General features: G+C 62.8%; 21 protein-coding genes. 14 read left to right on the top strand and 7 right to left on the bottom strand.

Going from position 1 to position 18,045, the window contains the following annotated elements:
* Window positions 1–74 precede the first annotated feature (74 nt).
* Window positions 75–1,016, bottom strand: coding sequence for a CAF17-like 4Fe-4S cluster assembly/insertion protein YgfZ (ygfZ, locus tag PIN01S_RS14460; protein ID WP_084336387.1), 942 nt, complete (start codon window positions 1,014–1,016; stop codon window positions 75–77).
* A gap of 117 nt (window positions 1,017–1,133) precedes the next feature.
* Here ygfZ and PIN01S_RS14455 point away from each other — a divergent pair, with 117 nt between their 5' ends.
* Together PIN01S_RS14455 and PIN01S_RS14450 are read left to right on the top strand one after the other, a co-directional pair.
* On the top strand, window positions 1,134–1,388 hold the full coding sequence (locus PIN01S_RS14455) for an FAD assembly factor SdhE (protein ID WP_084336386.1): 255 nt from the start codon (window positions 1,134–1,136) through the stop codon (window positions 1,386–1,388).
* On the top strand, window positions 1,372–1,824 hold the full coding sequence (locus PIN01S_RS14450) for a protein YgfX (protein ID WP_084336385.1): 453 nt from the start codon (window positions 1,372–1,374) through the stop codon (window positions 1,822–1,824). The genes PIN01S_RS14455 and PIN01S_RS14450 overlap by 17 nt, the downstream gene beginning before the upstream one ends.
* Here PIN01S_RS14450 and nadB read toward each other — a convergent pair.
* Entirely contained in the window at window positions 1,793–3,409 is a 1,617-nt protein-coding gene (nadB, locus tag PIN01S_RS14445; protein ID WP_084336384.1) for an L-aspartate oxidase, read from the bottom strand. The two genes, PIN01S_RS14450 and nadB, sit on opposite strands and share 32 nt — an antisense overlap.
* Window positions 3,410–3,758: 349 nt before the next feature.
* Here nadB and rpoE point away from each other — a divergent pair, with 349 nt between their 5' ends.
* The 12 genes from rpoE to pdxJ all read left to right on the top strand — a co-directional run bounded on the left by rpoE (window position 3,759) and on the right by pdxJ (window position 14,221).
* Window positions 3,759–4,340 carry an RNA polymerase sigma factor RpoE/AlgU gene (gene rpoE / locus PIN01S_RS14440; protein WP_084336383.1) on the top strand — a complete coding sequence of 194 codons (582 nt, stop codon included), beginning with the start codon at window positions 3,759–3,761 and terminating at the stop codon, window positions 4,338–4,340.
* A 31-nt stretch (window positions 4,341–4,371) separates the two neighbouring features.
* Window positions 4,372–4,956: a sigma-E factor negative regulatory protein gene (locus PIN01S_RS14435; RefSeq protein ID WP_084336382.1), complete on the top strand. Its 585-nt coding sequence runs from the start codon at window positions 4,372–4,374 to the stop codon at window positions 4,954–4,956.
* Between the two features lie 5 nt (window positions 4,957–4,961).
* The gene (locus PIN01S_RS14430) at window positions 4,962–5,906 is read left to right on the top strand and encodes a MucB/RseB C-terminal domain-containing protein (protein ID WP_084336381.1); all 945 of its coding nucleotides are present in this window, start codon (window positions 4,962–4,964) and stop codon (window positions 5,904–5,906) included.
* Window positions 5,903–6,358, top strand: a complete 456-nt coding sequence (locus tag PIN01S_RS14425) for a SoxR reducing system RseC family protein (protein WP_084336380.1) — start codon at window positions 5,903–5,905, stop codon at window positions 6,356–6,358. The genes PIN01S_RS14430 and PIN01S_RS14425 overlap by 4 nt, the downstream gene beginning before the upstream one ends.
* Window positions 6,359–6,396: 38 nt before the next feature.
* Window positions 6,397–7,815, top strand: coding sequence for a DegQ family serine endoprotease (locus tag PIN01S_RS14420; RefSeq protein ID WP_084336379.1), 1,419 nt, complete (start codon window positions 6,397–6,399; stop codon window positions 7,813–7,815).
* Window positions 7,816–8,023: 208 nt separating this feature from the next.
* Window positions 8,024–9,823, top strand: coding sequence for a translation elongation factor 4 (gene lepA, locus PIN01S_RS14415; RefSeq protein ID WP_084336483.1), 1,800 nt, complete (start codon window positions 8,024–8,026; stop codon window positions 9,821–9,823).
* Window positions 9,824–9,828: 5 nt separating this feature from the next.
* The gene (gene lepB, locus PIN01S_RS14410) at window positions 9,829–10,683 is read left to right on the top strand and encodes a signal peptidase I (RefSeq protein WP_084336378.1); all 855 of its coding nucleotides are present in this window, start codon (window positions 9,829–9,831) and stop codon (window positions 10,681–10,683) included.
* Window positions 10,684–10,784: 101 nt separating this feature from the next.
* Complete coding sequence (locus PIN01S_RS14405; RefSeq protein WP_084336377.1) at window positions 10,785–11,162, top strand: DUF4845 domain-containing protein; 378 nt, start codon at window positions 10,785–10,787, stop codon at window positions 11,160–11,162.
* A complete protein-coding gene (rnc, locus tag PIN01S_RS14400; protein WP_084336376.1) occupies window positions 11,159–11,848 on the top strand; it encodes a ribonuclease III in 690 nt (229 codons plus the stop codon). Before PIN01S_RS14405 ends, rnc begins: the two co-directional genes overlap by 4 nt.
* Entirely contained in the window at window positions 11,841–12,749 is a 909-nt protein-coding gene (gene era / locus PIN01S_RS14395) for a GTPase Era (RefSeq protein WP_084336375.1), read from the top strand. The genes rnc and era overlap by 8 nt, the downstream gene beginning before the upstream one ends.
* 43 nt (window positions 12,750–12,792) lie before the next feature.
* The gene (gene recO / locus PIN01S_RS14390) at window positions 12,793–13,482 is read left to right on the top strand and encodes a DNA repair protein RecO (protein ID WP_084336374.1); all 690 of its coding nucleotides are present in this window, start codon (window positions 12,793–12,795) and stop codon (window positions 13,480–13,482) included.
* On the top strand, window positions 13,475–14,221 hold the full coding sequence (pdxJ, locus tag PIN01S_RS14385) for a pyridoxine 5'-phosphate synthase (RefSeq protein WP_084336373.1): 747 nt from the start codon (window positions 13,475–13,477) through the stop codon (window positions 14,219–14,221). The genes recO and pdxJ overlap by 8 nt, the downstream gene beginning before the upstream one ends.
* Before the next feature lie 135 nt (window positions 14,222–14,356).
* Here pdxJ and cmoB read toward each other — a convergent pair whose 3' ends face one another.
* The 5 genes from cmoB to PIN01S_RS14360 all read right to left on the bottom strand — a co-directional run bounded on the left by cmoB (window position 14,357) and on the right by PIN01S_RS14360 (window position 18,042).
* Window positions 14,357–15,316, bottom strand: a complete 960-nt coding sequence (cmoB, locus tag PIN01S_RS14380) for a tRNA 5-methoxyuridine(34)/uridine 5-oxyacetic acid(34) synthase CmoB (RefSeq protein WP_084336372.1) — start codon at window positions 15,314–15,316, stop codon at window positions 14,357–14,359.
* Window positions 15,313–16,056 carry a carboxy-S-adenosyl-L-methionine synthase CmoA gene (cmoA, locus tag PIN01S_RS14375; protein WP_084336371.1) on the bottom strand — a complete coding sequence of 248 codons (744 nt, stop codon included), beginning with the start codon at window positions 16,054–16,056 and terminating at the stop codon, window positions 15,313–15,315. The genes cmoB and cmoA overlap by 4 nt, the downstream gene beginning before the upstream one ends.
* A gap of 99 nt (window positions 16,057–16,155) precedes the next feature.
* Window positions 16,156–16,728, bottom strand: a complete 573-nt coding sequence (locus PIN01S_RS14370; protein ID WP_084336370.1) for a hypothetical protein — start codon at window positions 16,726–16,728, stop codon at window positions 16,156–16,158.
* A 78-nt stretch (window positions 16,729–16,806) separates the two neighbouring features.
* Window positions 16,807–17,439: a lysoplasmalogenase gene (locus tag PIN01S_RS14365; protein WP_084336369.1), complete on the bottom strand. Its 633-nt coding sequence runs from the start codon at window positions 17,437–17,439 to the stop codon at window positions 16,807–16,809.
* 201 nt (window positions 17,440–17,640) lie between these two features.
* The gene (locus tag PIN01S_RS14360; protein WP_084336368.1) at window positions 17,641–18,042 is read right to left on the bottom strand and encodes a protease inhibitor I42 family protein; all 402 of its coding nucleotides are present in this window, start codon (window positions 18,040–18,042) and stop codon (window positions 17,641–17,643) included.
* Window positions 18,043–18,045 lie beyond the last annotated feature (3 nt).

Raw genomic sequence — 18,045 nt, 5'->3', positions numbered from 1 at the left:
CGGTTCTCTTCTACTGCTCGTTATCGATGATGGGCCGCGTCTGCGGTTGTCCGGTCGCTGCCGGTCGAACGGCTTCAGCGCTGGATCTCGCGGTCCGGGTCCAGCGCATAGGGAAGCTCCAGCAGGCGCAGGGCCGGGCCTTCCAGCGAGCCCAGATGCACGCGACCGTCGTTCGCCGCGTCTTCCTGCAGTACGGCGAGTAGCTCGACACCGCTTTCCGCCGGGGCGGCCAGCACCACCTCGCCCACCGAACTGCCGTGGACGGGGGAGAACAGCTCGGTCGCGGCGGCCGGAGGCGTCCCGCTTTCCAACTCCAGGCGGTAGAGCCGACGCTTGAGCTTGCCGAGGTACTGCATGCGGGCGACGATCTCCTGACCGGTATAGCAGCCTTTCTTGAAGCTCACGCCACCCAGCGCCTGCAAATTGATCATTTGCGGGATGAACAGCTCTCGGGTCGGTCCGAACACCTGACCGATGCCGGCTCTCACCTGGGCCAGCAGCCAGCCATCCAGCCCGGCGCTCGGCAACTGCGCGCTCAGGCGCGTCTGGACGGTGTCGGCCTGGGCAGCCGGGACCCAGAGTTCGGCGCGGCCGTCGCTCAGCCGAATGGCGATCAGGCCGTTGGCCCGCACGACGCGATCGCTGTCATGGGGCAGGTCGAGGCCGAGGCTGACCAGGGCGCCGTCGCCACCGGCAAGGCCGAAGCGGACCCAGGTCGCGCTTTCGTCGCTCAGGGTGGATTTGGAGAACGCGGCGTACTTCTTCAGGTCCGCCATCTGCGGTTCGATCAGCTCCATCGCCATGGCGAGCAGGAAACCGTCGCCTTCGCCAAGGATGCGAAAGCTCGACTGCATCCGTCCCTTGGGCGTGCAGCGGGCACCGAGGCCGGCGTGTTCGTCGTTCAGGTAGTTGAGATTGCAGGTCAGCTGACCCTGGAGGAATTTGCTGGCGTCGGGGCCGCGGACGGCAAGTACGCCCTCGTGGGTCAACGGGCAGAAAAAAGCGGAGTCGGCCATTGAGAGTCGCTGGAATAAAGTTGGGGGCCCATCATAGGGCGCCGGGCCCCGACTTGTCAGCGGGTGCCCGTGAACGTCCGGCCCGGTATAATGCCGCCCTCTTTCAAGGAGCCGCCCATGGCCGACGATATCGAACTGAACCGACTGTTCTGGCACAGCCGCCGCGGCATGCTGGAACTCGATGTATTGCTGGTGCCCTTCGTCAAGGAGGTTTATCCGAACCTCGATGCCGAGGACCAGGCGCGCTACCGCAAGCTGCTCGCCTGCGAGGATCAGGATATGTTCGGCTGGTTCATGCAGCGCGGCGAGCCGGAAGACCCCGATCTGCGCCGGATGGTCCGCATGATTCTGGACCGTGTCCAACCCAAGTGATTTCTTCGAGTGCCACTGGCAGGCCTCGCGGCGCCTGCTGGTGCTGTATCTGATCGCCCTGACGCTGGCATTGGGCGCATTCCTGCTTGCCGATATTCCGCTCTGGGCCGCCCTGCTTGGCGTGGCGGCCTGCCTGGGGCATGCCGGCTGGGTGCTGCCGCGGCATGTATTGCTGCGCGATCCGCGCGCTTTTCGCGGGCTGCGGCACGATGCCGAGGGCTGGCAGCTATGGAATGCTCGGGATGGCTGGCAGCGTGTCCAGCTTCGGCCGGACAGCCTGGCGCTACCTCTGGCGGTGATATTGCGTTTTCGCCTGAGCGGCGAGCGCCGCGTGCGCGGCCTGTGCATTCCCGGCGACGCGCTGGCGGCGGACGCGCATCGCCGGTTACGGGTGCGGCTGAAGTTCAGCCGGCGTAGGTGGGCGGCTCCAGGATAGTGTCGCGCGCTTCGGGCAACTGTTCCGGGTAGTCAAGGGTGTAATGCAGGCCCCGGCTTTCATGACGGAGCATGGCCGAGCGAATCATCAGTTCGGCGACCAGCGCCAGGTTGCGTAGTTCGATCAGGTCCCGGCTCACCTTGTAGTTGCTGTAGAACTCGTCGATCTCGCTGAGCAGCAGGCGCACGCGGTGCTGCGCGCGTTGCAGGCGCTTGTTGGTCCTGACGATGCCGACGTAGTCCCACATGAAACGCCGCAGCTCGTCCCAGTTGTGGGCGATGATCACGTCCTCGTCGGAGTCGGTCACCTGGCTGGCATCCCAGCTCGGCAGGTGAGTGGGAATCGCCACCTGCTCCAACTGACCGACGATGTCTGCCGCTGCCGAGCGTGCGTACACGAAGCATTCGAGCAGGGAGTTGCTGGCCATGCGGTTGGCGCCGTGCAGGCCGGTGAAGCTGGTCTCGCCGATGGCATAGAGGCCGGGCACGTCGGTGCGTCCATGCTGGTCGACCAGCACACCGCCACAGGTGTAGTGGGCCGCCGGCACCACCGGAATCGGCTGGCGGGTGATGTCGATGCCGAAATCCAGGCAGCGCTCGTAGACGGTGGGGAAATGCGCGGTGATGAAGTCCGCCGGTTTGTGGCTGATGTCGAGATAAACGCAGTCGATACCGAGGCGCTTCATTTCATGATCGATGGCGCGTGCGACGATGTCTCGGGGCGCCAGCTCGGCGCGTGGATCGAAGCGCGGCATGAAGCGCTCGCCGTTGGGCAGCTTGAGCAAGGCACCTTCGCCGCGCAGTGCCTCGGTGACCAGGAAACTCTTGGCCTGGGGGTGATACAGGCAGGTGGGATGGAACTGGTTGAACTCCAGGTTGCCGACCCGGCAGCCGGCCCGCCAGGCCATGGCGATACCGTCGCCGCAGGCCCCATCCGGGTTGCTGGTATAGAGGTAGACCTTGGCTGCGCCCCCGGAGGCGAGAGCGGTGAAGCGGGCGGCGTAGGTATCGACCTGGCCGGTGCCGCGATTCAATACATACGCGCCGAGGCAGCGCTGCCCGGGCAGGCCGAGCTTGCGCTCGGTGATCAGGTCCACTGCCACGTGCTGTTCCAGCAGCTCGATGTTCGAGCGTTGCCGGGCCTGCGCCAGCAGCGTATTGAAAATGGCCGCGCCGGTGGCATCGGCGGCATGGATGATACGTCGGTGGCTGTGCCCGCCTTCGCGGGTCAGGTGAAACTCGAAGCCGCTGTCTTCGCCGCCGTGCTTCTCATCCCGGGTAAAGGGAACGCCCTGTTCGATGAGCCATTGGATGGCTTCTCGACTGTGTTCTACCGTGAAGCGAACCGCCTCTTCTTTGCACAGTCCGCCGCCGGCGACCAGGGTGTCTTCGACGTGGGATTCGACGGTGTCCGTGTCGTCCAGTACGGCGGCCACCCCGCCTTGTGCCCAATAGGTGGAGCCATTGGCCAGGTCGCCTTTGCTCAGCACGGCGATGCGCAGGTGCGAGGGCAGGGTAAGGGCGAGGGTCAGGCCGGCAGCGCCGCTGCCGATCACCAGTACGTCGTGCTGAAAGTGTTGGCTCATTGTCCGGGTCCGCTGATGAAGCGCCCCTAGTATATAGGTGGGGGCGGCGCCACAATAGCGCGCTTATGTCCGACCGGGGAGCTCTGGAACTTTCTTAGTCTTTCGGGTTCCTAAGACGGATAGGGAATAAGTGCAGAGATGTAGTGCCAGTTCTCGAAATGCTTGTCTGGCCCTGCAAAAAGATTATCCGCGCAGCTGGGTGAGTGAAAGGCTGCGCAATTTCGTAAAGATGTAATTTGAATTTTTGCGGAAAGCGTGCTTGGAGGGGAGAACTTTTGTGCATCGCCCGTGTCTATCTTGGTAGGCTGGTCCACTCGTTGGTAAAGCACTCCCGAATCGAGGAGCGCACATGCTAACTCAAGAGCAGGATCAGCAGTTGGTTGAGCGGGTTCAGCGCGGGGACACGCGAGCTTTCGATCTTCTGGTGCTCAAGTATCAGCACAAGATCCTCGGATTGATCGTACGTTTCGTGCATGACACCCATGAAGCTCAGGATGTCGCGCAAGAAGCCTTCATCAAGGCCTACCGAGCCCTGGGTAATTTTCGCGGTGACAGTGCCTTCTATACCTGGCTGTACCGCATCGCCATCAATACGGCGAAGAATCATCTGGTGGCACGTGGCCGACGTCCTCCGGATAACGATGTAAAGGCCGAGGATGCCGAGTTCTACGAGGGCGATCATGCTCTCAAGGATATCGAGTCACCGGAAGGGGCGTTGTTGCGGGATGAGATCGAGGTCACTGTGCATCGAACCATCCAGCAACTGCCTGAGGACTTGCGCACGGCGTTGACGCTGCGCGAATTCGATGGATTGAGCTACGAAGACATTGCGAGCGTCATGCAATGTCCGGTTGGCACTGTGCGCTCGCGCATATTCCGTGCGCGGGAAGTCATCGATAAAGCCCTGCAACCCTTGTTGCGGGACGCCTGAGACAGCGGCAATAGCCGAATGAGGAACTGCCATGAATCGTGAACCCCTGCAGGAATCGCTGTCCGCGGTGATGGATAACGAAGCGGATGAACTGGAACTGCACCGTGTGCTGGCTGCCAGTAGCGATCCCGAACTGAGAGCAACCTGGTCTCGCTACCAGATCGCCCGCGCGGTGATGCATCAGGAACTGATCGAACCGCGTCTTGACATCGCTGCGGCGGTTTCGGCGGCCTTGGCCGATGAGAAGATTCCTGCGCCGATGGCGCCTCGCTGGCGTGGTCTGGCTCGGGTGGCCGTAGCGGCGTCGGTGACGCTGGCGGTGCTTGCCGGGGTACGTTTCTACAATCAGGACGAGGCCGCCGGCGGGGTGCAGATGGCCCAGCAGGGCGCCCAGCCCGTCATCTCGGCTCCGCAAGTCCAGGGGCCTGCGGTTCTGGCTGGTTACAGCCAAGGTATCGAACAGGCCTCGGGTAGCGCATCGGATGCCAAGGCGGCGCCAAGCTGGCATGATCAGCGTCTGCCGATCTATCTGCGCCAGCACGCGCAGCAGGCTGCGATGGGTGGAACCGAAAGTGCGTTACCCTATGCTCGTGCAGCCAGTCTGGAAAATCGCTGAGGAATATGCGCACCTTTTCTATTTCTCTTTTTCTGGGGGGCTGGCTGGCTTTGCCGGCCCACGCTGCGGATGCCAAGGACTGGCTGCTTCGCCTAGCCGAGGCCGAACAGCAACAGAGTTTTCAAGGCACATTCGTCTACGAGCGTAATGGCAGCTTTTCCACCCATGGCATCTGGCATCGGTCGGAAGAGGGCGACGTTCGCGAGCGTTTGCAGCAACTGGATGGCCCTGCGCAGGAAGTGGTGCGGGTCAACGGCAAGATTCAATGCGTGAGCGGAACCCTGGTCGACGAAGTTGCCGACGGCCAGGCCTGGTCCGTGCGCAAGCTCGATCCCAAGCAGCTTTCCGCCTGGTATGACCTGCGCCTCGTCGGCGAATCGCGTGTGGCCGGTCGACCGGCCGTCGTCCTTGCGATCCTGCCCCGTGATCAGCATCGCTACGGATTCGAGCTGCATCTGGACCGGGAAACCGGGTTGCCCTTGAAGTCCCTGTTGCTGAACGAGAAGGGGCAGCTGCTGGAGCGCTTCCAGTTCACCCGCCTGGATACCTCCGGGAAGCTGCCAGATGAGTTGATGCAACCCGGCGCTGAGTGCAAATCGGTACAGCTCGCCGACGCGAAGGATATTCCCAATGCCTGGCGCTCCGAGTGGTTGCCGCCCGGTTTCAATCTGACCAGCGCGCTGGAGACGCCGAGCCCCGTATCCAAGGAGTCGGTGGCCTACTTGATGTATGGCGATGGCCTGGCGCGCTTCTCGGTATTCCTCGAACCCTTGCATGGTGCGGCAGTCGAGGATGCACGGAGCCAGTTGGGGCCGACCGTCGCGGTTTCACGGCGCATGAGCACGGCGGACGGTGACATCATGGTCACGGTGGTTGGCGAGATTCCGCTCGGTACGGCTGAGCGAATAGCCTTGTCCATGCGCTCCGGCGAGACACAGGCGACACCATGATCGAAGAGCAGGGGCGGGTCATTGCAGTAGAGCCCGGCGCCGTCTGGGTCGAGACCTTGCGAAAGAGTACCTGTACCGCCTGTTCGGCAAGTGCCGGGTGCGGTCAAGGCATCATGGAAAAGTTAGGAGTGGGGGCCCGGCGTGGATACGTCCGGGCCCTTTCCGATTTACAGCTCGATGTGGGTGACCCGGTAGTCATCGGCATTCGTGAAGAGCTGCTGCTGCGTGGTTCCATTCTGATTTACCTTCTCCCTCTGCTTGGGCTGTTCCTGGCCGCGATACTTGCCGAGCGTCTGGCGTTGGGCGAACCTCTAGTCATTTTTTCGGGGCTGGGCGGTTTCGCCCTGACCTGGTTCGGTGTTCGCTGGCATAGCCGGCGGGCGGCGGACGATCCCGCGTTGCAGCCGGTCGTGCTGCGCGCCATGCTCGCCGGGGCTACCGGTCAGCGGTGAGATTTCAAGCTTGTTTGAGCAGGGGAGTTGTGATGTCAATGCCTAGTTGGAAATCCTGTCTGTCCGTCCTGGCTGCGTTACTGATGCTGAGCCAGGCGCTGGTGGCGCGTGCCGATCTGCCGGATTTCACCGAGCTGGTCCAGGAAGCGTCGCCCGCGGTCGTGAACATCAGTACCCGGCAGAAGCTGCCGGCCAGCACCGCCAGTGCGCAGATTCCCGATCTCGAAGGGCTGCCGCCGATCTTCCGTGAGTTCTTCGAGCGCAGCATTCCGCAGGTTCCGCGCAATCCGGGCGGCCGCCAGCGTGAAGCGCAGTCGCTCGGCTCCGGCTTCATCATTTCCGACGATGGCTATGTGCTGACCAATAACCACGTGGTGGCCGATGCCGACGAGATCATCGTGCGTCTGTCCGACCGTAGCGAGCTGGAGGCCAAGCTGGTCGGTGCCGATCCGCGTACCGACGTGGCCTTGCTGAAAGTCGAAGGCAAGGGGTTGCCCACGGTCAAGTTGGGCAACTCCGAAGCCTTGAAGGTCGGTGAGTGGGTGCTGGCCATCGGTTCGCCGTTCGGCTTCGATCACTCCGTGACCGCCGGTATCGTCAGCGCCAAGGGGCGTAGCCTGCCGAACGAGAGCTATGTGCCGTTCATCCAGACCGACGTGGCGATCAACCCGGGCAACTCGGGCGGTCCGCTGTTCAATCTGGACGGTGAAGTGGTCGGCATCAACTCGCAGATTTTCACTCGCTCGGGCGGCTTCATGGGCTTGTCTTTCGCCATTCCGATCGACGTCGCCATGGACGTGGCCAACCAGTTGAAGTCCGAAGGCAAGGTCAGCCGTGGCTGGCTGGGTGTTGTGATTCAGGAGGTCAGCAAGGACCTGGCTGAATCCTTCGGTCTGGAAAAACCGGCTGGTGCGCTGGTTGCTCAGGTGCTGGAAGGTGGTCCGGCCGACAAGGGCGGGCTCCAGGTGGGCGATGTCATCCTGAGCCTGAATGGTCGTCCGATCGTCATGTCCGCCGATCTGCCGCATCTGGTGGGTGGCCTCAAGCCGGGCAGCAAGGCCGATCTGGAAGTGGTGCGTGACGGCGAGCGCCGCAAGCTGCAACTGACCATCGGCGCGTTGCCGGAAGAGGGTGATGAGGTCGCCGTCGGCAAGGTGCCGGGTGCCGAGCGCAGCAGCAACCGTCTGGGTGTCAAGGTGGCCGAGCTGTCCGACGAGCAGAAGAAGGCCCTCGACCTGAAAGGCGGTGTGGTGATCAGCGAAGTACTGGAAAGCGGGCCCGCAGCCTTGATCGGCTTGCGTCCGGGGGATGTCATCACCCATCTGAACAACCAGGCCATCGATTCGGCCAAGACGTTCACCAAGGTCGCCCAGGACCTGCCGAAGAACCGCTCCGTGTCCATGCGCGTGCTGCGGCAGGGGCGTGCCAGCTTCATCACGTTCAAGCTGTCCGAGTAATCGCGAGGGGAGAAAAGGGCGCTAGTCTCGGCCCCGCAAAAAACGCCGTACGCATGCTGTGCGGCGTTTTTCGTTGGGGTTGTGCGTGACCGCCCTTTTCATGGGCTCCGGCTGGCGCCTGGGCGTGACGCCCTGGCGCTCGATCGGGTACACTCGCGGGCTATTTTCGGTGGGCAGCCTGCCCGCGGCCTTTTTGAGTGTTGATCACGTGAGTGACCTGAGTCATATCCGCAATTTCTCCATCATCGCCCATATCGACCACGGCAAGTCGACGTTGGCGGACCGTTTCATCCAGATCTGTGGTGGCCTCGCCGATCGCGAGATGGAGGCCCAGGTGCTCGATTCCATGGATCTGGAGCGCGAGCGCGGCATCACCATCAAGGCCCATAGCGTCACCCTGCACTACAAGGCGCAGGACGGTAAGACCTACCAGTTGAACTTCATCGATACGCCCGGCCATGTCGACTTCACCTATGAAGTCAGCCGCTCCCTGGCCGCCTGCGAAGGCGCGCTGCTGGTGGTGGATGCGGGCCAGGGCGTCGAGGCCCAGTCGGTCGCCAACTGCTACACCGCCATCGAGCAGGGCCTGGAAGTCATGCCCGTGCTGAACAAGATGGACCTGCCCCAGGCCGAGCCGGAGCGGGTGAAGGACGAAATCGAACACATCATCGGCATCGATGCGACCGACGCGGTCCCCTGTAGCGCCAAGAGCGGCATGGGCGTGACCGATGTGCTGGAGCGCCTGATCCAGGTGATTCCAGCGCCGGAAGGTGAAATCGAAGCGCCGCTGCAGGCACTGATCATCGACTCCTGGTTCGACAACTACCTCGGCGTGGTCTCCCTGGTACGCGTCAAACATGGCCGGGTGAAGAAAGGCGACAAGATTCTGGTGAAATCCACCGGCAAATTGCATCAGGTGGACAGCGTCGGCGTCTTCACGCCCAAGCATACCGAGACGGCGGACCTGAAGGCCGGTGAAGTAGGGTTCATCATCGCCGGCATCAAGGATATCCATGGCGCCCCGGTGGGCGATACCCTGACCCTGTCCACCACGCCCGACGTGGACATGCTACCGGGCTTCCAGAGGATTAAACCGCAGGTATATGCCGGCCTGTTCCCGGTCAGCTCCGACGATTTCGAGGATTTCCGCGAGGCCCTGCAAAAGCTGACGCTGAACGATGCGGCCCTGCAATACGAGCCGGAAAGCTCCGATGCCTTGGGCTTCGGCTTCCGCATCGGCTTCCTTGGCATGCTGCACATGGAGATCATCCAGGAGCGCCTGGAGCGCGAATACGACCTGGACCTGATTACCACCGCGCCGACCGTGGTCTATGAGGTCGTGCTGAAGAACGGCGATACCGTCTACGTCGACAACCCCTCGAAGCTGCCCGACCTGGCGTCCATCGCCGAGATGCGTGAGCCGATCGTGCGGGCGAATATCCTGGTGCCCCAGGAGCATCTGGGCAACGTCATTACCCTGTGCATCGAAAAACGTGGCGTGCAGCGCGACATGCAGTTCCTCAGCAGCCAGGTCCAGGTCAGCTATGACCTGCCGATGAACGAGGTGGTGCTGGACTTCTTCGATCGTCTGAAATCCGTGAGCCGGGGCTATGCGTCCCTGGACTACAGCTTCGATCGCTTCCAGGCGGCCAACCTGGTCAAGCTCGACGTGCTGATCAACGGCGACAAGGTCGATGCCCTGGCCCTGATCGTGCATCGTGACAGGTCCCACCAGAAGGGCCGTTCGTTGACCGAGAAGATGAAGGAGCTGATCCCTCGGCAGATGTTCGATGTGGCGATCCAGGCGGCCATCGGCGGCCAGGTCGTCGCCCGGACCACGGTCAAGGCGCTCAGGAAGAACGTATTGGCCAAGTGCTACGGCGGCGACGTCAGCCGTAAGCGCAAGCTGCTGGAAAAGCAGAAGGCCGGTAAGAAGCGGATGAAGCAGGTCGGTAGCGTGGAGATTCCTCAGGAAGCCTTCCTCGCCGTGCTCAAAGTGGATAGCTAGGGTCTATGTCAATCAATTTCCCTCTGTTGTTGGTCATCGCCGTAGCGGTATGCGGCGCCTTGGCACTGCTGGATCTGGTTCTGCTGGCTCCACGTCGGCGCGCTGCGATTGCCGCTTATCAGGGGCGCGTCGGCGAACCCGACGAAGAGGTGCTGGAAAAGCTCGGCCGGGAACCGGTGCTGGTGGAGTATGGCAAGTCCTTCTTCCCGGTGCTGGCCATCGTCCTGGTGCTGCGCTCCTTCCTGGTCGAGCCGTTCCAGATTCCCTCCGGCTCGATGAAACCGACCCTAGAAGTGGGCGATTTCATCCTGGTGAACAAGTTTGCCTACGGCATCCGCCTGCCGGTGCTGGACACCAAGGTGATCGAGGTGGACAACCCCCAGCGCGGCGATGTGATGGTGTTCCGCTATCCCAGCGACCCGAACATCAATTACATCAAGCGCGTCGTCGGCCTGCCGGGTGACGTGGTGCGCTACAGCAGCGACAAGCACCTGTTCATCAATGAACAGCCGATCACCGAAAGCCTTGTCGGCGAAGAGCCGGGCACGCTCGGCAGTGCCGTGCTGTACAAAGAGAAACTCGGAGCGGTGGAGCACTTGGTGCGCAAGGAAATGAGCCGCTATCGCATCGAACCGGGTCGTGAGTGGGTGGTGCCGGAAGGCCACTATTTCATGATGGGCGACAACCGCGACAACTCCAACGACAGCCGTTACTGGAACGATCCCAAGATTCCAAAGGAATTGCGTGGGATGGTGCCGGACCGCAACATCGTCGGCAAAGCCTTTGCGGTGTGGATGAGCTGGCCCGATCCCAAACTGCGTAATCTGCCCAACTTTTCGCGAGTCGGGTTGATTCACTGATTCCCAAATTGTGCGGCGCTGTTCAAGACAGCGCCGGCCGCTATATATAGTCTTGCCTTGCCCGTTCGGGTGATCGAATAACACTGACATTGGGGTCAATCATGACATTTGCGCGTTCGCAGAAAGGTCTGTCGATACTGGGGTGGCTGGTCGTTCTGGCCGTTGTTGCATTCCTTGCCAGTACTGCGTTCAAGATCATTCCGCATTATCTCGACTATATGTCGATGGAAAAGATCATTTCCTCGGTCGAAACCGACAAGGCCTTGAATATCCAGACCGTGGGCGACTTCTACGAGCATGTCAGCAAGGGCATGCAGGTCAACGGTATCCGGGACCTGGACATGAAGAAAGTATTGAAGGTGAATATGGAAAACAACGAATTCCGTGCTCATCTGAAATATGAAAAACGCGAACCGCTGATCGAGAACCTCGATCTCGTGGTGCGCTTCGACAAAGAATTTCGGTTACGCATGCCGTGAGCTCAACGTTAGGCCGCCTCGAGCGCAAGCTCGGTCATAGTTTCAAGAACCAGGACCTGATGGTCCTGGCTCTCACCCATCGCAGCTTCGCCGGGCGCAATAACGAGCGCCTGGAATTCCTCGGTGATGCCATCCTCAACTTCGTTGCCGGCGAGGCCCTGTTCGCCCGCTTTCCCCAGGCCCGCGAGGGTCAGCTGTCGCGTCTGCGCGCGCGCTTGGTCAAGGGCGAGACGCTGGCGCAACTGGCCCGTGGGTTCGAGCTGGGGGAATACCTGCGGCTCGGCTCCGGCGAGTTGAAGAGCGGTGGTTTCCGCCGCGAATCCATCCTTGCCGATGCGCTGGAGGCACTGATCGGTGCCATCTATCTGGATGCGGGCATGGAAGCGGCGCGCGAACGGGTGCTGGACTGGCTCGCCAACGAGCTGGACGGCCTGACGCTGGTGGATACCAACAAAGACCCGAAGACACGCCTACAGGAATACCTGCAGTCGCGTGCCTGCGAGCTGCCTCGCTACGAGGTGGTGGATATCCAGGGAGAACCGCACTGCCGGACGTTCTTCGTCGAGTGCCAGGTAACCCTTTTGAATGACAAGACCCAGGGGCAGGGCGCCAGCCGCCGTATCGCCGAACAGGTCGCGGCGGCCGCCGCCCTGATCGCCCTGGGCGTGGAGAACGGTAATGAGTGAGATCGACGAAGACATGTCCCGCTGTGGCTATGTAGCCATTGTCGGCCGCCCCAACGTGGGCAAGTCGACCTTGCTCAACCACATTCTCGGGCAGAAGCTGGCGATCACCTCGCGCAAGCCGCAGACCACCCGGCACAACATGCTGGGCATCAAGACCGAAGGGGCGGTCCAGGCGATCTACGTGGATACCCCCGGCCTGCACAAGAACAGCGAGAAAGCGCTGAACCGCTACATGAACAAGAGCGCTTCGGCGGCGTTGAAGGACGTCGACGTGGTGGTCTTCGTGGTCGACCGTACCCGCTGGACCGACGAGGACCAGATGGTGCTCGAGCGGGTGCAGTACGTGCAGTGCCCGGTGTTGCTCGCGGTGAACAAGACCGACCGCATCGAGGATAAGGCCGAGCTGCTGCCGCATCTGGAATGGCTGGCCCAGCAGTTGCCCAACGCGGAAATCGTGCCGATCTCCGCCCAGCAGGGGATTAACCTCGACACCCTGGAGCGCCTGGTAGCCGAGCGTTTGCCCGAGGGCGATCACTTCTTCCCGGAAGACCAGATCACCGATCGCTCCAGCCGTTTCCTCGCGGCTGAGTTGGTGCGCGAGAAGATCATGCGCCAGCTCGGGGCGGAATTGCCCTACCAGATCACCGTGGAAATCGAAGAGTTCAAGCAGGAAGGACGCATCCTGCACATCCACGCGCTGATCCTCGTCGAGCGCGAGGGGCAGAAGAAGATCATCATCGGCGACAAGGGTGAGCGCATCAAACGGATTGGCCAGGATGCGCGCAAGGACATGGAAACCATGTTCGATTCCAAGGTCATGCTCAATCTTTGGGTGAAAGTGAAAGGCGGCTGGTCGGACGACGAACGCGCCCTGCGGTCGCTCGGCTACCTGGACGTTTGATCCTCCGGCCTCGAGCCGACACCAAACTGGCTGAACGCCTCCTATGTCTCAATCCGCCTTCGTCCTGCACAGCCGTCCGTACCGGGAGAGCAGTGCGCTGGTGGATTTCTTCACACCGCAGGGCCGGCTCCGGGCGGTCCTGCGTTCGGCGCGGGGCAAGGCGGGTAGCTTGGCGCGACCGTTCGTTCCGCTGGAGGTCGAATTCAGCGGACGTGGCGAACTGAAGAACGCCAGCCGCCTGGAAGCCAGCGGTATCGCCCATTGGTTGAACGGCGATGCGTTGTTCAGCGGTCTTTATCTCAACGAACTATTGATCCGCCTGTTGCCGGCCGAAGTCCCGCATCCCGCGTTCTTCGAGCACTATGCCGCAACCTTGCTGGCCTTGGCCGAAGGGCGCCCCCTGGAACCCTTGCTGCGCGCGTTCGAATGGCGTCTGCTGGACGAGCTGGGCTATGGTTTCGCCCTGGACCTGGATATCGCCGGCCAACCTATCGTTACCGAGGGCCTCTATCGCCTGCAGCCGGATGCCGGCCTGGAACCCGTTAGCCAGTTGCAGCCCGGCTTGTTCCACGGCGCAGAGCTGCTGGCCATGGCCGAGGCCGACTGGTCGGTACCCGGCGCCCTGGCAGCCGCCAAACGGCTGATGCGCCAGGCACTCGCCCCCCACCTGGGCGGCCGACCGCTGGTCAGCCGCGAGTTGTTCATGAATCTCAAGGAGCCTCCCCGTGACTGAAGCCAACCGCATCCTGCTCGGCGTCAACATCGATCACGTCGCCACCCTGCGCCAGGCGCGCGGCACGCGCTACCCGGACCCGGTCAAGGCCGCCCTGGATGCCGAGGAAGCCGGTGCCGATGGCATTACCCTGCATTTGCGCGAGGATCGCCGGCATATCCAGGAGCGCGACGTCCGGGTCATGAAGGACATGTTGCAGACGCGCATGAATTTCGAGATGGGCGTTACCGAGCCGATGCTGGCCTTCGCCGAAAGCATCCGCCCCGAACACATCTGCCTGGTGCCGGAAACCCGCCAGGAACTGACCACTGAAGGCGGCCTGGACGTTGCCGGCCAGGAAGAGCGCATCCGTGCGGCGGTGGAGCGACTGAGCAAGCTGGGCTGCGAGGTGTCGTTGTTCATCGACGCCGAAGAACGGCAGATCGAGGCCGCGCGACGCATCGGCGCACCGGCCATCGAGCTGCACACGGGCCGTTATGCCGATGCCCAGACACCCGCCGAGGCCGCCCGCGAGCTGGCGCGGATTCGCGACGGCGTGGCATTCGGCCTGGGGCATGGGTTGATCGTCAATGCCGGCCATGGCCTGCACTACCACAACGTCGAGCCGGTGGCGGCCATTGCCGGTGTCCATGAGCTGAACATCGGCCACGCCATCGTCGCCCATGCGCTGTTCGTGGGGTTCAAGCAGGCAGTGGTGGAGATGAAGCAATTGATCGTCGCGGCAGCGGCGCGGGGTTAAGAGCCGCTCCCTGAAAGCCGCCCCCCTTTAATGTGTGGCGAGGGGCCGTACAGGCAGGGCGAATTCATTTGCCCTGCGCGGCATCGCCCAATCTTGTCTGGGCGACGAATCGCTCGCCCGGTCTCCCCGTGATCCTTACGGCTTGCGCGCCAGCACCACGGCGCGCATCGGCGCCGGCAGGCCCTCGATGGTGCGGGAGTGGTCGTGCGGGTCGAGGAAGTCGGGTAGCGACTGGAAGCGCATCCATTCGGTGCTGCGCTGTTCTTCGACGCGGGTAATGCTCACATCGACGCAGCGCACATCGGTAAAGCCAGCTCGACGCAGCCAGCGCTCCAGCGCTGGTACCGAGGGCAGGAACCAGACGTTGCGCATCTGGGCATAGCGGTCTTCCGGGACCAGCACGTTCTGCTCGTCGCCGGCGATCACCAGGGTTTCGAGCACCAGTTCGCCGCCTCTGACCAGGCAATCCTTGAGTGCAAGCAGATGCTCGATGGGCGAGCGGCGGTGGTAGAGCACGCCCATGGAAAACACCGTATCGAAACCTTCCAGGCGCTCCGGCAGGTCTTCCAGGGCGAAGGGCAGGTGCCACGCCGGCAGGTCCGGCAGGTAGCGCTGGATGGCCTGGAACTGGCAGAAGAACAACCAGTTGGGGTCGATCCCGATCACGCTGTCGGCACCGGCACCGAGCATGCGCCACTGGTAATAGCCGTTGCCGCAGCCCACATCGAGCACGCGCTTGCCGTGCAGGTCTAGATGGGGGGCGACCCGCGCCCACTTCCAGTCCGACCGCCATTCGGTGTCGATGTGCACACCGAACAGATCGAACGGCCCCTTGCGCCAAGGCGAAAGACCGAGCAGGGCCTTTCTCAGCTGAGCACGCGTGGCATCCGCGCAGGGCGCATCGAGGCGAAAGCGCTCGCGCAGTTCGACATCGGTGGGTTTCAGATCCGGCAGAGCATCGAGGGCGCCCTGCCAGCGCTCCAGGTCGCCGTGCCCGATGTCCATCCGGGCGTCCAGTTGCGCCTGCAGGCCATTGGCCCAGGCTGCCAGGGGAGTGCCGGCGAGACGGCGGACGAGAGGGGTGAGATCGATCATGGCAGGGCGATCAGCGAAGCGAAGTTGAGACACTGGAACCAGGGCACCACCTTGCGGAAACCGGCCGCCAGCAGGCGGTCGCGATGGTCTTCGAGGCTGTCGGGCCGCATGACGTTTTCCAGCGCGCTGCGCTTCTGGGCGATTTCCAGCTCGCTGTAGCCGTTGGCCCGCTTGAAGTCGATATGCAGGTCGGTGAGCAGCGCCTGCTCCTCATCGTCGGCGAAGCGCAGCTTTTCCGACAGGATCAGCGCACCACCGGGGAGCAGGGCCTGGCGAATGCGGCCGAGCAATTCGAGCCGGCGCTCGGGATCGATGAATTGCAGGGTGAAGTTCAACGCCACCAGCGATGTGGGCTGGAAATCGAGGGCGAGAATGTCCGCCTCGATCACGTCGACCGGCAGCAATTCCTGGAACATCGAGTCCTGGGCATGCAGGTACTCCCGGCAGCGCTCCACCATGGCCGTCGAGTTGTCCACCGCGACGACCCGGCAGCCCTCGGCTTTCACGTGCCGGCGCAGCGCCTGGGTAACGGCGCCGAGCGAACTGCCCAGGTCGTAGAGCACGCTGTGTGGCTGGGCGAAACGGCCGGCGAGCACGCCGATGTTCTCGACGATGGTCGGGTAGCCCGGCACCGAGCGCTTGATCATGTCGGGGAACACGCGCACCACATCTTCGTTGAAGACGAAGTCCCGCACTTGGGCGAGGGGCTGCGCGAAAAGACGATCGGGGTCCTGGGTCACGGCGGTTCCGGGGCGTTGGCGTAAAAGGCCGGCATTTTAGCCAAGAGTGGCGACGGACCAAACCCTCCTTCGCGTCCGTCCGGCGTATTGCCGTCCGGCTCACTTCAACTGATCGGAAAAGAACTCCCCGGCGCCCTGCACCGGCCCCAGCGGGTTGCGTTTCACTTCGTAGCGGCGGATGTTCGGCTCGCCGCTGCTGACCTTGTGCACCAGGCGGTCGTCCACCAGGACGAACACGGCGCGGAACGCCCAGCCCTGGATCTCGCGTTTCTTGCGGAAGTTGAAAATGTCCGCCCAGAAGTTACCCACCCGCTGACTGTCGCTCTTGGAAAATTCGAAGGCATAGCCGATGCAGCGATCCTTGGCTTCAAGGCACTGCACCAGGCCGTCCGGGAGGTAGGCAAGGGGAATGTTCGGCTGGACGAACATCAATCGGATGTCGATGAACGACAGCATGCGGCCGTTGCCCTGGATCAGTGGATCGAACCCCAGGGAGAACAGCTCGGGCCGGGTGGTGCGGCCCGGAATCGCCTGGGCGAAGCGGCCTTCCGCATCCAGATAATCGGCGAAGGGCGATTGGGTTTCCGCACGCTCGCTGGGTAGAAGACTGCTGCATCCTGTCAGCAAGATCACGGCAAGGATCACACTTGCTCGACCAACACAGCCGCCCATTGCGTACTCCTGGAGTCAGTGTCGCCCTCCTTCTCTATAGCCCATTTGCCGAGGACTTGCTGGCGGATTGTCACCACCTCATCGGGGACGGGCGGCCGAGGCGGCGATGGCCCATTGGCCGGCCCAATAACTGAGGATGATGGCGTAGGGTGCGGCTTCGAACGGCATGACGAAGCGGTCGATGCCGATGAGGCTGTCGGAGAGTACGAACAGTGCGGCGCCGCCTGCCGCGAGCCGGGCGGAGTGGACCGGCACGCCGGCTGTGCCGATACGGGCCAGGGCGCGCCAGAGCATGGCACCGATGGTCAGCGCGTAGAGCGCTACTGGAACCAGCAGGGGCCCCAGGCCGGCCGAGGTGAGCACGCCGAACATGCCGGCAGCCGTCGATGCCGCGAACGCCAGTGCCAGCGGCGCGAGGCGGCGGCTGTCGCTCAGGTAGGCTGATAGATAGGCCAGGTGAGCGAGTAGAAAGGCACCCAGACCGAAGACGAACAGATCGGCCGGCCATGCCAGCAGGACGTCGCCGACGAGGGAAAAGACCAGGCCCAGGGCGATCCGGTTGCGATAGGCACTGGCTGGAAATCCGCGCAGCCAGAACAGCAGGGCGATCACCGGTATCGGCTTGCTCGCCAGACGGACCGGCAGTTCGTCCGTCGCTACCCCGTACAGGTACAGCAATACCGCGAGCAACGCGATTATCAGCCAGCGCATCGGTTCTCTCCTTTTCCACGCTTTGCGCGACTGTGCCTGCCTGGTCCATTTCACCCAAGGCGACACATGCCAGTGCTGGCGGCATTTCGCGCCGCTTTGTGACGGAGGAGTTGTTCGAGCGGTCGGGCAGACAGACGGAGCCAAGCCATGCGGACATCCGCCAGGACTATGTACCCCGACGGCTGGCATGGAATAGCGGTGTCACTTGACCGCCACCTTGCAATCGAAGGTCTCGGCCGGCGCCACGCCCACTTCCCAGGGCCGTTTGTAGACCAGCAGCAGATGGCCGTCGCCCGGCTGGGTCGCCTGGAAGCGCCAGGTGGAAAGGCCGGCGCTGCCGACCAGGCCGGCATCCTCGGGATTGCTGTAGACCTCCGGGCCGAGGCTGCGCAACACGCTTGCCGCGGCGTCTTTCACTTCCCACCGATACCCGGTGGTCGGATTGCTCGGCAGAGTCAGTACCAGGGTCTGGCCCGGGTGCATCCGCAATGGGCATTTGCTCTGCTGGTTCTGCTGCAGGGTAATGCTGGTGGGCTGCTGGGCGCAGGCGGCGAGCAGGGCGAACGCGAAAGGCAATAACCGGCGCGGCTGGCGGGCGATCATTTC

It is taken from the genome of Pseudomonas indica NBRC 103045, from assembly GCF_002091635.1.
GTDB lineage: Bacteria > Pseudomonadota > Gammaproteobacteria > Pseudomonadales > Pseudomonadaceae > Pseudomonas_M > Pseudomonas_M indica.
The sequence above is the reverse complement of the archived record's forward strand: the minus strand, read 5'-3'. Positions and strand labels throughout refer to the sequence as shown.

Excerpts from the sequence above, each read along its gene's own strand:
- ygfZ (WP_084336387.1), bottom strand. The coding sequence starts at position 1,016 with ATGGCCGACTCCGCTTTTTTCTGCCCGTTGACCCACGAGGGCGTACTT.
- PIN01S_RS14455 (WP_084336386.1), top strand. The coding sequence starts at position 1,134 with ATGGCCGACGATATCGAACTGAACCGACTGTTCTGGCACAGCCGCCGC.
- nadB (WP_084336384.1), bottom strand. The coding sequence starts at position 3,409 with ATGAGCCAACACTTTCAGCACGACGTACTGGTGATCGGCAGCGGCGCT.
- rpoE (WP_084336383.1), top strand. The coding sequence starts at position 3,759 with ATGCTAACTCAAGAGCAGGATCAGCAGTTGGTTGAGCGGGTTCAGCGC.
- PIN01S_RS14435 (WP_084336382.1), top strand. The coding sequence starts at position 4,372 with ATGAATCGTGAACCCCTGCAGGAATCGCTGTCCGCGGTGATGGATAAC.
- PIN01S_RS14430 (WP_084336381.1), top strand. The coding sequence starts at position 4,962 with ATGCGCACCTTTTCTATTTCTCTTTTTCTGGGGGGCTGGCTGGCTTTG.
- PIN01S_RS14425 (WP_084336380.1), top strand. The coding sequence starts at position 5,903 with ATGATCGAAGAGCAGGGGCGGGTCATTGCAGTAGAGCCCGGCGCCGTC.
- PIN01S_RS14420 (WP_084336379.1), top strand. The coding sequence starts at position 6,397 with ATGCCTAGTTGGAAATCCTGTCTGTCCGTCCTGGCTGCGTTACTGATG.
- lepB (WP_084336378.1), top strand. The coding sequence starts at position 9,829 with ATGTCAATCAATTTCCCTCTGTTGTTGGTCATCGCCGTAGCGGTATGC.
- PIN01S_RS14405 (WP_084336377.1), top strand. The coding sequence starts at position 10,785 with ATGACATTTGCGCGTTCGCAGAAAGGTCTGTCGATACTGGGGTGGCTG.
- era (WP_084336375.1), top strand. The coding sequence starts at position 11,841 with ATGAGTGAGATCGACGAAGACATGTCCCGCTGTGGCTATGTAGCCATT.
- recO (WP_084336374.1), top strand. The coding sequence starts at position 12,793 with ATGTCTCAATCCGCCTTCGTCCTGCACAGCCGTCCGTACCGGGAGAGC.
- cmoB (WP_084336372.1), bottom strand. The coding sequence starts at position 15,316 with ATGATCGATCTCACCCCTCTCGTCCGCCGTCTCGCCGGCACTCCCCTG.
- PIN01S_RS14370 (WP_084336370.1), bottom strand. The coding sequence starts at position 16,728 with ATGGGCGGCTGTGTTGGTCGAGCAAGTGTGATCCTTGCCGTGATCTTG.
- PIN01S_RS14365 (WP_084336369.1), bottom strand. The coding sequence starts at position 17,439 with ATGCGCTGGCTGATAATCGCGTTGCTCGCGGTATTGCTGTACCTGTAC.
- PIN01S_RS14360 (WP_084336368.1), bottom strand. The coding sequence starts at position 18,042 with ATGATCGCCCGCCAGCCGCGCCGGTTATTGCCTTTCGCGTTCGCCCTG.